The sequence below is a fragment of the Nitrosomonas sp. PY1 genome (genome assembly GCF_022836435.1).
GTDB lineage: Bacteria > Pseudomonadota > Gammaproteobacteria > Burkholderiales > Nitrosomonadaceae > Nitrosomonas.
Genome location: NZ_BQXC01000001.1, coordinates 1310215 through 1324714 on the forward strand (window position 1 = coordinate 1310215; position 14500 = coordinate 1324714).

Consider the following 14500-nt stretch of genomic DNA (forward strand, 5'->3'; position numbering starts at 1 on the left):
GAGGTTGTGTAGTTCAATCTAAGTTTTAGTTTTCAATGCTACTTTTAATGCTATCGGATTTATATTTCCACCGTAACCATATCCTTAATCGCCTAAATTCATTTGCTTCAATTCTGTCTGGAAGTATTACGACGCTACAAAAAGGCGATAGCAATACTGGTTTTTCAAGCTTGAAAATTAACACAGTCAGCACGGGTGTAACGAATGAATTCGGCATAATCAGGCAACGGATCGATTTTTTCGATCGTGTGGTAACTGTATATTGCATCTTTTCAAACAAATCAAAAGCAATCACTGCATTATTGCTTAAAAGCAAAGCGTCTTGCCTCAAGTAATAAATACAGCTAAAGATTATGGCGAGAATGATTAATATTTTAATCGTTACTGTTAAAGTTAATAGCCAAATGATAATCACCGCTACGCAGTGACTAGTGATCAGTATCACTGCAAGTAAATAAGAAGGTTGTAAATTAACGTGTATGTGATCGAATTTGTTTGTCATCAATCCAAAAAACTCAGAAAAACCGATAAATTAAAATGGCCTTTGCTATGATTGCAACTTTTGCCATTAATCATATGATTCTTTCGCATATTAATAAAAACAAACCAACCAAATCATAAATGAAAAACGGATCAACACCTTTTAATTAGGTCGAGTAAAACACGAATGGATCATAATATTACGCTTATTTCTACAATTGCTGCCGCGTTCGGTTTGGCGCTTGTTTTTGGATTTATTGCGGAGAAAATTAAAGTACCGGCATTGGTAGGTTATTTGCTTGCTGGAATTGTCATCAGCCCTAATACACCAGGCTATGTTGGGGATATTGGAATTGCTGCGCAGCTTTCTGAGATTGGAGTAATGCTCTTGATGTTTGGTGTGGGCTTACACTTCTCTTTGAATGATTTACTTGCGGTCAAGCGTATTGCGGTACCCGGAGCTATTGTTCAAATGACTGTGGCAACAGTACTGGGAACTATCGTGGCCATGAGTTGGGGATGGACTTTCGGGAGTGGTTTGGTGTTGGGGCTTTCCTTGTCCTGCGCAAGTACGGTTGTTTTATTACAGGCCATAGAATCGCGTGGTTTGCTTGAAAGCATGAATGGTCGAATTGCAGTTGGTTGGCTGATTGTTGAAGACTTGGTCACGGTATTGATTCTGGTTTTACTACCGACTTTTGCAGTCATGCTGGGTGGATCGGATTCAACCGCGGATCCAGCCAATTCTTGGTGGATGAATATAGGCATTACGCTACTATTGGTTTTCGTATTTATTGCCATCATGTTGATTGTCGGACGACGGTTCTTACCTTGGTTATTATTGCAGGTAGCGGGAACTGGTTCACGGGAATTATTTACACTCACTGTGATTGCTTCGGCTATTTGCATTGCTTTTATAGCTGCTAAATTATTTAATGTTTCGTTTGCATTGGGTGCATTCTTTGCTGGCATGGTCATGCGCGAATCGCACTTCAGTCACCGTGCGGCGGAAGAATCCTTGCCCCTGCGGGATGCTTTTTCGGTATTATTTTTTGTATCCGTTGGCATGTTGTTTGATCTGCATATTTTTGTGGATGAGCCGCTGCAAGTCCTCAGTGTGGTCGGCATCATTATTATCGGTAAATCTTTAGCAGCATTGTTGCTAGTATTGATATTACGTTACCCTTTGAGCACCGCACTGACAGTTGCTGCAAGCCTAGGTCAAATTGGTGAATTCTCATTTATTTTGGCAGGACTAGGTGTGTCACTTGGATTGTTATCGTCGCAGGGAATGAGTTTGGTCCTGGCGGGTGCAATTATTTCTATCGCGTTCAATCCCATTGCTTTTGGTGCGGTTGCGCCGATTCGAAACTGGCTATTGAAACATTCGGCATTGGCGCGTAAATATGAAAATCGAGATGACCCGTACGCTGAATTACCGATGAATACCGAAAGTAAATTCCTTCAAGGGCAGGTTGTTTTGGTAGGGTATGGGCACGTAGGCAAGCGAATTGGGGAAGGGCTCATGGAATATGATATTCCGTTTGTCGTTGCAGAACAAAAGCGGGAACTGGTGCAGGATTTACGCAAACAGGGAATCAAAGCCGTATCGGGTGATGCTGCAGAACCTTCCGTTTTGATTCAAGCACATATTACAAATGCTACCATGCTAATTATCGCAACTCCTGATCTATTTGATACGAAGTCAGTAGTTGACACGGCTCGTACCCTTAATCCAGAGATTGAAATTGTTGTTCACGCACGTACTGAAGATGAAACGATGTTATTACGAAAATATAATATCGGCACGATCTTCTTTGAACAGGAAGAATTGGCGAAAAATATGACGCGCCATATACTCAACCGTTTCAATAGCAAAACTAAAAAAGCTTAAGTTTAATGGCTATTAAATAAATACGACCTAAATAATTTAATTAATTCGCATGGGGGCGCGCAGTAATGACTGAACAATCTTATATTGGTATCGATCAAGATGAAAATGGCGGTTTAACGCATTTAGGTCGCATCGTTAGAGATGCTTGGGTCTTTGATATTTTACCTGAAACAGAAACCTGTGCAGGTTGGGATAGGGGACAGATGCAAGTTTTATATGAGAAAGTCTATGAAGCATGGGAACCATACGCGCATTTGCCGAGCCGATTACCGGATGATTTACGCAAACGACATACAGAAATCTATGCAACAGCTATCACGCACGCCAAGAAAAAAGGCTGGAATGCAGAACTCAAGGATGATGATTAAAAGCTTTATTGGTGCGTTGGAAAACGAATAATCCGTGCTGGTCCGTCGAGTTTTTCCTTAGTGACTAACAATTGAAGCGCAGTTTGGAATTCACTGTGTAAGCGTCGCGTCATTTCCGATATGTTTTCTCGATAATAAACGGCTTCATAAGCAACTGGCTGGTCCAACGCGTCGCGTGCATGTGGGTTAAAATTTTGCCAGGCCAAATCAATCCAACATTTGCGTTCTCCATCGATAAACACAAATTCTTCACGGTCTACGATGGCCATATATTGCATGCTTCGGATCGGAACGAATAAATGTTGTGTAGTACAACGAGCCAGTAAAGTAATTGCCAGGTTGTAAATGTTTGCGGGAAGATAACATGTCTCGCGCTTGATTTCAGCATCTCTATAACAAGTGATTTCCATAATTTTTTGAGTTTCTAATAACAATATTAGAAAATTAACCGATTAAATTTTTAATATTTCAAGCCATTAATTTCTACTAATAAATCTCCTCAAATACGTGTGAAAACAAAAGAAAAGCTACCACGCGCGCGAAGCAATCTAAAAACCATTGCGACTTTACTGCCTTATTTACTGGAATTTAAAAGTAGAGTCATTATTGCGCTTAGTTTACTGATCCTGGCAAAACTTGCCAACGTATCAGTACCATTAGTTCTAAAAGAAATTGTCGATGCATTAGATTCTTCGCGTACTGTATTGGTTTTACCGGTTTTTCTGTTATTAGGTTATGGCGCTTTACGATTAAGCAGTACTTTATTCGGTGAGCTGCGTGATGCGATTTTTGCTAAGGTAACGCAACGCGCAATTCGACGAATTGCTAATCGGGTTTTCTTGCACTTACATTCACTATCCTTACGATTTCATTTAGAGCGTCAGATGGGTGGCGTTTCCCGTGATATTGAACGTGGTACGCGCGGCATTTCTTTCTTGATGAATTTTATGCTGTTCAATATCTTGCCCACGTTATTAGAAATCGGGTTGGTAATGATCATTCTCATCAATCAGTATGATATCTGGATTGCCATTATTACATTTACAACCTTAATTGCCTATATCGCTTTGACATTAATCGTAACTGAGTGGCGCATGATTTTCCGTCGCACGATGAATACCATGGATTCAAAAGCTAACACACAAGCAATTGACAGCTTATTGAACTATGAAACGGTCAAGTACTTTGGTAATGAAAACTGGGAAGCGCAACGCTATGATATACATTTACAGTCCTGGGAAAAAGCCGCTATCCGCAATCAAGTATCATTAGCTACGCTAAATGCTGGACAAAGCGCAATTATTGCGATTGGCATGACACTATTGATGTTCTTTGCCGCGGATAAAGTAATCGAAGGTAGCATGACGCTGGGCGATCTGGTATTAATCAATACCATTATGCTACAACTATACATGCCGCTGCATTTTTTGGGTTTCGTGTACCGGGAAATTAAACACGCATTAGCTGATATGGAACAAATGTTTCTATTACTGAATGAGAATCGTGAAATCCAAGATAAACCAGGCGCCCAGGCACTTAAAATTACAAATGCTAGCGTTCGATTTGATCATGTTAATTTCAGTTATGAATCTAATCGACAAATTCTATTCGATATCAGTTTTGATATTCCAGCAGGGCAAAACGTCGCTGTTGTAGGTCATAGCGGTTCCGGAAAATCTACTTTGGCGCGCTTGCTATTTCGTTTCTATGACGTGCAATCTGGCAGTATAACCATCGATCAACAAGATATTCGCGATGTCACACAACAAAGTTTACGGGCTGTACTAGGTATTGTGCCGCAAGATACCGTGTTATTTAATGACACCATTTACCACAACATCGCTTATGGGCAACCGGATGCGACAGAGCAAGCCGTTTATTCGTCAGCAGATTCTGCGCATATTCATAGCTTCATTGGGGGCCTTCCGAAGAAATATGAAACCATTGTTGGCGAACGTGGTTTGAAGCGTGCTTATCCGGTTAACTCCCAAGGTAGCTAGATGTAGTAGTGGGCCGTGATTTTTTTGTATAAAGTTCAGCATACGTCGGCGCAGTGACATCACCAGCAATGCCAAGCAGGGAACGGAATGCGTTGAAAGGGTAGAAACGGCGGTTGAATCGAAACGTGAATTCGTTGAGATAGGCTTGCAGGTGTTGCGGGCTGACGCCGTGGTGAATGCCACGTAACCATGTTTTGAGATTGGAGAACACGAGGTGAATGATGGGCAGAAAAGTTTCGGCAACTTGCATGTCGCCACGTTCCGCAACGGCGGTATGAAGATACCCTCGCTTTTCAAGCGCCGCGTAGCCGCTCCAGTCATCGGTAATGATGGTGGCGCCTGGCGTAACGACGCGCTCAATGAAACCGCCCAACGATTTGGCACTGCGGTCTGGCACCACAGCGAGCCGAACACGTCCGGCGTAACGCCCAGTCCTCCGCTTATTGAGGCTGCCACCGTGCTTGCGCTGTTTAACCTCGACCGCACCGGCGACGAGAACCATGTCGTGAACGCCTCGACCCTTGCCGCGAGTACGTCCTCCGACGTAGGTTTCATCGGCCTCGACGGCATCGAAGGGGTTGCCACCAATCCGATCTTGGTCGGGACGCACCATGCCGACCCGCAGTTTGTGGAGAATCTGGAAAGCAGTCTCATAACGCGACAGCCCGAGTTGCCGCTGGAATTGGGCAGCAGACATACCGGGTGTTTGGCTGGCAACCAAGTAGGCTGCCCAGAACCATACGGAGAGAGGTGTGTGGGTGCGTTCCATGACGGTGCCCGCAGTGAGGCTCGTGTCTCGGTTGCAGTGACGGCACCGACAAACGCTGGGGCGATTGGCGAAGCGATAAGGCTCTCCGAGTGTGCCGCAGTAGTCACAAACGAATCCGTCGCTCCATCGGGCGCGCTCAAGATAGGCCGCGCAGGCCGCTTCGTTCGGGAACAGTCGCTGAAAATCAGGAAGCGAGCGAGGGAACGGCAAATCGTCTCGCTCAAGCACGTCGATAACCATGACCACCTCAGGTTGGCGCAGATGCTCAACATACTACCGGTAGTGGGCTTGGGAGACAACCGGATAAGCACGGTTTGAAGTTATCTGGAGGGGAGAAGCAACGTGTCGCTATCGCTCGGACAATCCTTAAAAATCCAGCCATCCTAGTATTTGATGAAGCCACTTCAGCGTTAGATTCTCAATCTGAAAAACACATCCAGACAGAACTCAAACGCATTGCCCAAAACCGCACGACATTGACGATTGCCCACAGACTTTCAACCATTGCCGATGCTGACCAGATCCTGGTTATGGATCAAGGTCGCATTGTTGAACGGGGAACACATCTAAAGTTACTTGCGATGGGGGGAATCTACACGAGGATGTGGAAATTACAGCAGCAGGAAAATTGCAATTACTGATTATAAAATATAATTATTAATATTCAATTGGTTGATATCGATTATGTTGTATCGAATAAGGTTTATGTTCCTAAGATGACCAGCCATAGTGATACCACCTTATTTCATAAAAGAATTTCTGGATTATCCACAAAATCTGTGCATAACTTTGTTGATAACTTGTAAATCTAGCAGTTTAATCCATGTATTTTTAAGGCTTTTTCTTGACTTGATTAATAACTTAACACTGGAATATTATTATAAATATCAGTAAGTTAATTTTTTGCAAAGAAATCACTATCAATAAAGCATGAATATTGTCAAATTGTGGATTGTTTAGCCGGATGGCGGAAAGCGCGTGGGGCTGCCATTAGCTGCGGAAAAATATTCAAATTGGTGCGTTGCTTTTATATGAGGCGCAAGGTGCCATCATAAAATACCTTGGGAAATAAAATTACGAACACAAAACTACTTTATTGAAATTTATCGGTAATACAAGCAAAAGAAGGTGGATGCTTGATGAAGGGGCTCTGAGAACTAAAACACTGATTTCATAAGTCAAGGGAATAAGGTGTCCGAAAATAATTCCCAGTAAATAGTAAACATATATTGGGTCAATTGCTAGCTAACTAGCAAACAGTATGCTACTAATTGCATATATAATTAACGGTTAGTGACTACTTTCTGAAATGTTCAATTGAATCTAAATTTTTATCCACTCTTGATTATTTCTCAACCATGCGTCCAATTCTAAAATCCAGCAAATTGACCAACGTCTGTTATGACATTCGCGGCCCTGTATTAGAGCGCGCTAAGCAAATGGAAGAAGAAGGGCACCGTATTATCAAGTTAAATATCGGTAATCCGGCGACATTCGGTTTTGATGTGCCAGAAGAGATTTTACAAGACGTTATCCGAAACTTGTCGGATGCTTCGGGTTATTGTGATTCGAAGGGTTTGTTTGCCGCGCGTAAAGCGATTATGCATTACACCCAAGAAAAGCAAATCAGGAATGTGCAGTTAGATGATATTTTTATCGGTAACGGCGTGTCTGAGTTAGTGGTGTTGACGATGCAGGCTTTGCTGGACAATGGGGATGAAGTACTGATTCCCATGCCGGATTATCCATTATGGACGGCTGCGGTAGCACTGTCAGGCGGAGTAGGGCGGCATTATCTATGTAATGAATCAAAAGATTGGCTACCGGATCTGGATGATATGCGTGCCAAGATTAGTAATAGAACACGCGCCATTGTCATCATTAACCCCAATAATCCCACTGGTGCGTTATATCCTAAGGAGCTATTGCTTCAGATTATCGATATTGCTCGTGAGAATCAGTTAATTATTTATGCTGACGAAATTTACGATAAAATTCTCTACGATGGTGTAGCGCATACGTCTGTTGCGTCTCTCGCTGATGATGTTTTGTTCGTGACTTTTAATGGATTATCAAAGAACTATCGCGCTGCGGGTTTTCGTTCAGGTTGGGCGGTTGTTTCTGGTGAAAAGAATCACGCGCACGATTATATTGCGGGATTAAATATGTTGGCTTCTATGCGCTTATGTGCCAATGTCCCATCACAATTTGGAATACAAACCGCGTTGGGAGGCTATCAAAGTATTTATGATTTAACCCTGCCAACAGGGCGATTAATGCGGCAGCGCGATATTGCCTGGCAGTTACTCACAGAAATTCCGGGAGTAACTTGCTATAAACCCCAAGCGGCTTTATATCTATTTCCTCGCTTGAATCCAGAAATTTATCCGATTCAAGACGATCAGAAGTTTGTGCTTGATTTACTATTGGAAGAAAAAGTTCTGTTAGTGCAGGGTAGCGGTTTTAATTGGAAGCACCCGGATCATTTTCGTGTGGTATTTTTACCTAATGTAGATGATCTTACCGAAGCCATCGGTCGTATTGCACATTACTTACAGCGTTATCGAAAACGTTATAACACAGATCATACATATTCTGTCGCTTAACTTTTCCTTTGCTGGCTCATTTATAATCCCCAACTGATTATTACATTTTAAATTTTTATGAAACCTATCCATATTGGCATTTTAGGTGTTGGTACTGTCGGTGGCGGCACATTTACCGTACTCAAACGCAATAGCGAAGAAATTGCACGCCGCGCCGGACGCAAGATCATCGTCAAAATGATCGCTGACAAAGATTTACAAAAAGCGCGGGAACTAGCTGGCAATGAGGCCGTAATCACTGATAATGCCCATGAAGTGACTTGTAGTCCTGATATCGATATCGTTGTGGAGCTAATCGGCGGACAAACAATTGCGAAGGAATTGATTCTTGAAGCAATTGTGCATGGCAAACACGTTGTAACTGCAAACAAAGCGTTACTGGCGAATCACGGTACGGAAATTTTCGCAATGGCGCGTGAAAAGGGTGTCATTGTGGCTTTTGAAGCGGCTGTTGCAGGTGGAATTCCGATTATCAAGGCGTTACGTGAAGGCTTAACAGCCAACCGCATTACTTGGATTGCCGGAATTATTAACGGTACAGCAAACTTTATTTTGTCCGAAATGCGTGAAAAAGGACTTTCGTTTAATGACGTGTTGGGGCAGGCACAAAAACTTGGCTATGCTGAAGTAGATCCAACTTATGATATCGAAGGAATAGATGCAGCACATAAAATCACCTTGATGTCGGCGATTGCGTTTGGTATCCCAGTACAATTTGATAAAGTCTACACCGAGGGAATTACAAAACTAACCGGTGAAGACATCCGTTATGCTGAAGAATTGGGATATCGTATTAAATTATTAGGTATTACCAAACGAGTAGCCAAAGGCATTGAATTACGGGTGCATCCAACACTGATTCCTAACAAACGTTTGATCGCCAATGTGGAAGGGGTGATGAATGCGGTGGTTGTTAAAGGCGATGCCGTCGGTGCTACGCTATATTATGGCGCGGGCGCAGGCGCCGAACCAACTGCAAGTTCAGTGATTGCCGATCTGGTGGATGTAACACGTATGCAAACTGCGGATCCCATGCATCGCGTACCTACTTTGTCATTTCAGCCGGATTTGTTGTCTGATATACCCGTGATCTCGATGGAGAATGTAGAAACATCTTATTACTTGCGCATGCAAGTCGTAGACAAGCCGGGTGTAATGGCTGAGATCACCCGCATTCTGGCAGACAATCATATTTCTATTAGCGCGATGATTCAAAAGGAAGCGAGCGATGACTCAGACGAAGTCAGCATCATTATGTTGACCCATATCACCATTGAAAAAAACATCAATGCTGCAATCAAACATATCGAATCTTTGCCGGTGGTAACTCAACAGGTTTTTCGTATTCGTATTGAAGAATTAAATAAATAGCCGCAATATGCATTACATTTCAACTCGCGGTGGAATGCCGCCAAAAACTTTTACCGAAATCCTGCTAAGCGGCTTATCTCCCGATGGTGGATTAGCAATACCTGAAACCTATCCCAAGATTACATCGGTCGAGCTTAGTAACTGGCGTAATCTAAACTATCAAGCGTTGGCTTTTGAAGTGATTTCACGGTTTGTGGATGACATTCCAAAGGATGATTTACGTAGGATTATCCAACAAACGTATACTGCAGAAATTTTTGGAAACGCAGATATTACGCCACTGAAAACGCTGGAACCAGGATTGCATATTTTAGGATTATCGAATGGCCCAACGCTGGCTTTTAAAGATATCGCGATGCAATTACTTGGTAATTTGTTTCAGTATCAACTGATAAAAACCGGAGACGAGTTAAATATTCTTGGCGCTACGTCGGGTGACACGGGTTCCAGTGCCGAATATGCCATGCGTGGTAAGCAAGGTATCCGCGTGTTTATGCTGTCGCCACTCGGTAAAATGAGTCGCTTTCAAACAGCGCAGATGTTCTCGTTGCAAGACGAGAATATTTTTAATATTGCCATTCGTGGTGTTTTCGATGACTGCCAAGATATTGTCAAAGCGGTTAGCAATGATCACGCTTTCAAGAAGGATCACCGGATTGGTACGGTCAATTCGATCAATTGGGCACGCATTGTTGCACAAATCGTGTATTACTTTAAAGGCTATTTTGCCGCTACCCAGACCAATGATGAGCAGGTATCATTTGCTGTTCCTTCGGGAAATTTTGGTAATATTTGTGCGGGACATGTAGCCAGAATGATGGGTTTGCCAATTAAGCATTTGATTTTGGCGACTAACGAAAACGATGTACTCGATGAATTTTTTAGTACTGGTATCTATCGTCCACGTACTACTACTGAGACTAAGCATACGAGTAGTCCGTCGATGGATATCTCCAAAGCTTCAAATTTTGAACGGTTTATTTTTGATTTAACTGATCGAAATGCAAAGCAAGTTGCACAATGGTGGTCGGCTGTCGATTTGGGAAAAGCATTTGATTTATCGGCGTCACCGTTATTTCATAAGACTAAAGACTTTGGCTTTCTCTCTGGCAGTAGTAATCATGCGACACGGATCGTAACAATTCGTGATATTTATAAACGCTATCAAGTACTTGTTGATACGCATACCGCAGATGGCCTGAAGGTTGGACAAGCTTATCGTGAAGCAGGAGTGCCATTGATCTGCTTAGAAACCGCACTACCAGCAAAATTTTCTGAAAGTATACAAGAAGCTATTGGTTTTGAACCGGAACGACCTGCCGGTTTTGAGAATCTAGAAAATCTTCCGCAGCGCTTTGTAATTAAAGATTCTGATGCAAAAGTAATCAAAGCGTATATTAATGAGCACAGTATAAAACCTTAGTCATATAGCAAAAATATTCAGGTTGATGCGTTCTACATTTTTACCTGATAAGGATTTTTTTTGTTGCATCATTTCTTTCTCTCGGTTAAAACTTATAATTTACCGACGCCAAGAATATTCAGCCCAGGATTTGCCACCCAAGGTGTAAAACCCAGTTGAGATATTTGTTTAGAAGTCTTTTGCGCTAATTCTTTTTGTTCTAAATCTACGTAGTCAATAACGATTATTTGTAGCCCAAAAATCAGCTGTTTTTCAACAGGCCGTCTGAACTACTACACTTCATGTAGTTTTTGATACTCTTTCCCTTGTCCCTTAACATAGTTCCGTATCGTGTGTTCATCACCATGACGACCAACAGTACTCGCAAAATAGCTAACACTTTGCACTAAAAAATGAACATGATCTTCGTCTGTTCCAATCTCCAGAAATTTCAACTGGTAGCGCTTTTCCAGTTCAAGACAAACATCTCGCAGTGTCTTATCTACAGCATCATCGAACACAGCTCGACGATATTTCGCCGGAAATAACAGGTGATAAAGCAACGTTGTTACGTTATCCCACTTATGTATATATTCGCTCACGCAAATATTTTACGCCCCAAGCGGCGAGGAATTAAACCCGGTAGAGATTTAACAAAGTGTAAATTATATGGAAGGGGTTGAGAAATGAAATTGAAACTTGATAATGCCTTACTAATTTTTTGCCATGCTTTGAGCAAAATATAATCGTATTTTACATAATATAAATTATTAGCAATTAGGTTATGACTTTTGCTTTAGCTTTGGAATTTTAGCTATGCAAAATATATTTTTTACCAAAGTGAGTGAAAAACCCAGTTCGAATTTAATGCGCTTGGTCCCAATTGTCTCCAATACCGATCTCTACTAATAAGGGAACATCGAGTGTTAAAACGCTTCCCATATGTTTTGGTAAATATTCTCGAAGCAGGCTTATCTCTTCTTCTGGCGCTTCCAATACTAATTCGTCATGAACTTGCATAATCAATTTGCTACGCAATTTTTCTGTCCGTATCCACTTTGTCACCGCGATCATGGCCAACTTAATAATATCTGCGGCAGTTCCTTGCATTGGCGCGTTGATAGCGGCACGTTCGGCGCCCTGACGACGATTACCATTACTGTGATTAATTTCAGGCAGCCATAATCGACGCCCTAAAACTGTTTCCACATAACCGGTTTGCCTGGCTTTTTCTCGAATATGTTGCATATATCTCTCCACACCAGGATACCGTGCAAAATAACGTTCCATGTAGATGTGCGCAGCACTGCGTGAGATGCCAAGTTGCGATGCCAAACCAAATTCCGACATACCGTAGATCAAACCAAAATTAATTACCTTGGCATATCGCCGTTGTTCCTGATCGACTTGCTCCTGCGTGATACCAAATATTTCTGCGGCTGTCGCTTTATGAATATCTTCACCAGCGGCAAATGCTTTTAATAAACCTTCATCTTGAGAAATATGCGCCATGATGCGTAACTCAATTTGCGAATAATCGGCAGAAATAATTTGATATCCGCCTGGTGGCGCAATGAAAGCTTCTCGAATTCTACGACCCTCTGGTGTACGGATAGGAATATTTTGTAAATTGGGATCAGAACTTGCCAACCGGCCTGTCACCGCAACAGCTTGCGCATAATTAGTATGTACACGATTAGTATACGGATTTTTCATCAATGGCAATTTATCGGTATAGGTTGATTTTAATTTCGCCAAGCTTCGATATTCCAACAGAATCTTCGGTAGCGGGTAATCCAGTGCAAGCTGTTGTAATACATCTTCATCGGTAGAAGGAACACCCGTTGGTGTTTTTTTGATTACGGGTAATTTAAGCTGGTTAAACAAAATATCCTGAATTTGTTTTGGAGAATTCAAATTAAATGGTTGATTAGCTGAAGCGTGCGCTTGTAATTCCAACGTATGCAATTTCTTTCCTAAATCACTGCTTTGCTGTTGTAACAACGCATAATCCAGCAAAACCCCGTTACGCTCGATCTCAAACAATACATCCAGAATAGGCATCTCCAGATTGCAATAAAGTGCACGTAGGCGTTCAATTTGCTGTAACTGTGGAAACAGCGTGTTATGCAACCGCAATGTGATATCGGCATCCTCGGCCGAGTATTCTGTAGCAACATCAATGGTAACTTCCTCGAAACCAATGCGGTTAACGCCCTTCCCTGTCACATCATCATAACGAATCGTTTGGATATCGAGATGCCGCAGTGCCAAATTATCCATACTATGCGAGCGATTTGAATCCAGTACATACGATTGCAGCATGGTGTCATGCGCGATGCCATTTAACTGTATGCCATGATTAGCAAATACATGTTTATCGTATTTTAGGTTTTGTCCCAACTTAAGCTTAGTCTCATCCTCTAACCATGGTTTGAGCAGTACCAATGCCGTTTCTAATGCAATCTGTTCGGGTGCTCCGGCATAGCAATGTGATAAAGGAAGATACGCAGCATGTTCCGTTTCGATACAAAATGAAATCCCCACCAATTGCGCTTGCATCGGAGATAAGCTAGTCGTTTCGCAATCAATCGAAACCAATGACGCAACCTTCAGTTTTTCCAACCACGCTTGTAATGCTGATTCCGTCAAAATGGTCTCGTACCGTGCTGTATGCGTTTGAGTAATTAGGTTATTAGATACATGATTCATCGATCCTTGTTGAGTGATGATTTCCCTGGACTCATAATCGATTTGCTGGCGCAATTCCCGCAACGATGCTTTCATATCGAGTTTTTGGTAAAGGGCCTCAAGCTGTTTATGGTCCTGTGGCTGGAAAACGAGATCTGTGATTTTGACTGGTAGATCTACGTCGCACTTGATGGTGATCAATTCACGTGAAATTTCGAACCAAGCTAGCGATTTGCGTAAATTTTCACCTACCACACCCTTAATTTCATCAGCGCATGTGATGATTTTTTCCAATGAACCATACTGCGTTAACCATTTCACCGCAGTTTTGGGGCCGACTTTTTCGACACCCGGAACATTGTCAGACGTGTCACCTACCAACATCAAATAATCCAATATGCGTTCCGGTGGTACACCAAACTTCGCCAATACCCCTTCTGGATCCAAAGTTTCATTACTCATGGTATTTACCAGAGTAATCTTGTCACTTACTAATTGTGCAATATCTTTGTCACCAGTCGATATCATGCAATGCCAACCGGACCCAGTTGCCTGCTTTGCCAATGTACCAATGACGTCGTCCGCCTCAACGCCGCCAATCATCAAGATCGGCCAGCCCATTGCACGAATACAAGCATGCAAGGGCTCAATCTGAGCGACCAAATCTTGCGGCATGGCAGCTCTATTCGCTTTATATTCTATAAAAAGGTCATTGCGGAAAGTTTTGCCTTTTGCATCAAATATACACGCGCTATAATCTGCCCGAAACTCTTTGCGCAAGCGACGTAGCATATTTAAGACTCCATGAATAGCTCCCGTTGGCTCATCATTTTGGTTACGCAAATCTGGTAGCGCATGAAAAGCACGATATAAATATGATGAACCATCTACCAATAACAACGTTTTCATTATTATTTTT

The 14500-nt window shown here is 42.3% G+C and carries 11 protein-coding genes and 1 pseudogene; 7 read left to right on the forward strand and 5 right to left on the reverse strand.

Annotated features, from left to right (window positions below; all coding sequences use genetic code 11):
• Positions 1–25: 25 nt before the first annotated feature.
• The gene (locus W03_RS13460) at positions 26–502 is read right to left on the reverse strand and encodes a protein YgfX (RefSeq protein ID WP_309296086.1); all 477 of its coding nucleotides are present in this window, start codon (positions 500–502) and stop codon (positions 26–28) included.
• A 165-nt stretch (positions 503–667) separates the two neighbouring features.
• Here W03_RS13460 and ybaL point away from each other — a divergent pair, with 165 nt between their 5' ends.
• Positions 668–2374, forward strand: a complete 1707-nt coding sequence (gene ybaL / locus W03_RS06200; RefSeq protein ID WP_244072145.1) for a YbaL family putative K(+) efflux transporter — start codon at positions 668–670, stop codon at positions 2372–2374.
• Between the two features lie 65 nt (positions 2375–2439).
• Positions 2440–2742 carry a hypothetical protein gene (locus W03_RS06205; protein ID WP_244072146.1) on the forward strand — a complete coding sequence of 101 codons (303 nt, stop codon included), beginning with the start codon at positions 2440–2442 and terminating at the stop codon, positions 2740–2742.
• Between the two features lie 5 nt (positions 2743–2747).
• On the opposite strand, the gene W03_RS06210 is transcribed toward W03_RS06205, so the two are convergent.
• Positions 2748–3011, reverse strand: a complete 264-nt coding sequence (locus tag W03_RS06210) for a hypothetical protein (RefSeq protein ID WP_309296087.1) — start codon at positions 3009–3011, stop codon at positions 2748–2750.
• Between the two features lie 240 nt (positions 3012–3251).
• Here W03_RS06210 and W03_RS06215 point away from each other — a divergent pair, with 240 nt between their 5' ends.
• On the forward strand, positions 3252–4742 hold the full coding sequence (locus W03_RS06215; protein WP_244072148.1) for an ABC transporter ATP-binding protein/permease: 1491 nt from the start codon (positions 3252–3254) through the stop codon (positions 4740–4742).
• On the opposite strand, the gene W03_RS06220 is transcribed toward W03_RS06215, so the two are convergent.
• The gene (locus W03_RS06220) at positions 4723–5751 is read right to left on the reverse strand and encodes an IS1595 family transposase (RefSeq protein WP_244070736.1); all 1029 of its coding nucleotides are present in this window, start codon (positions 5749–5751) and stop codon (positions 4723–4725) included. The genes W03_RS06215 and W03_RS06220 overlap by 20 nt on opposite strands.
• A 65-nt stretch (positions 5752–5816) precedes the next feature.
• On the opposite strand from W03_RS06220, the pseudogene W03_RS06225 reads away from it, so the two are divergent.
• From W03_RS06225 to thrC, 4 genes and pseudogenes are all read left to right on the forward strand, one after another.
• Positions 5817–6152: pseudogene (locus W03_RS06225) on the forward strand (ATP-binding cassette domain-containing protein); the annotation flags it as partial.
• A 717-nt stretch (positions 6153–6869) separates the two neighbouring features.
• The gene (locus W03_RS06230) at positions 6870–8117 is read left to right on the forward strand and encodes a pyridoxal phosphate-dependent aminotransferase (RefSeq protein WP_244072149.1); all 1248 of its coding nucleotides are present in this window, start codon (positions 6870–6872) and stop codon (positions 8115–8117) included.
• A 57-nt stretch (positions 8118–8174) separates the two neighbouring features.
• Positions 8175–9488 carry a homoserine dehydrogenase gene (locus W03_RS06235; RefSeq protein WP_244072150.1) on the forward strand — a complete coding sequence of 438 codons (1314 nt, stop codon included), beginning with the start codon at positions 8175–8177 and terminating at the stop codon, positions 9486–9488.
• A 7-nt stretch (positions 9489–9495) separates the two neighbouring features.
• The gene (gene thrC / locus W03_RS06240; protein WP_244072151.1) at positions 9496–10911 is read left to right on the forward strand and encodes a threonine synthase; all 1416 of its coding nucleotides are present in this window, start codon (positions 9496–9498) and stop codon (positions 10909–10911) included.
• A gap of 272 nt (positions 10912–11183) precedes the next feature.
• Here thrC and W03_RS06245 read toward each other — a convergent pair whose 3' ends face one another.
• Both W03_RS06245 and polA read right to left on the reverse strand, forming a co-directional pair.
• Positions 11184–11492, reverse strand: coding sequence for a transposase (locus W03_RS06245; protein WP_244072152.1), 309 nt, complete (start codon positions 11490–11492; stop codon positions 11184–11186).
• Positions 11493–11754: 262 nt separating this feature from the next.
• Complete coding sequence (gene polA, locus W03_RS06250) at positions 11755–14490, reverse strand: DNA polymerase I (RefSeq protein ID WP_244072153.1); 2736 nt, start codon at positions 14488–14490, stop codon at positions 11755–11757.
• Between the last annotated feature and the right edge of the window lie 10 nt (positions 14491–14500).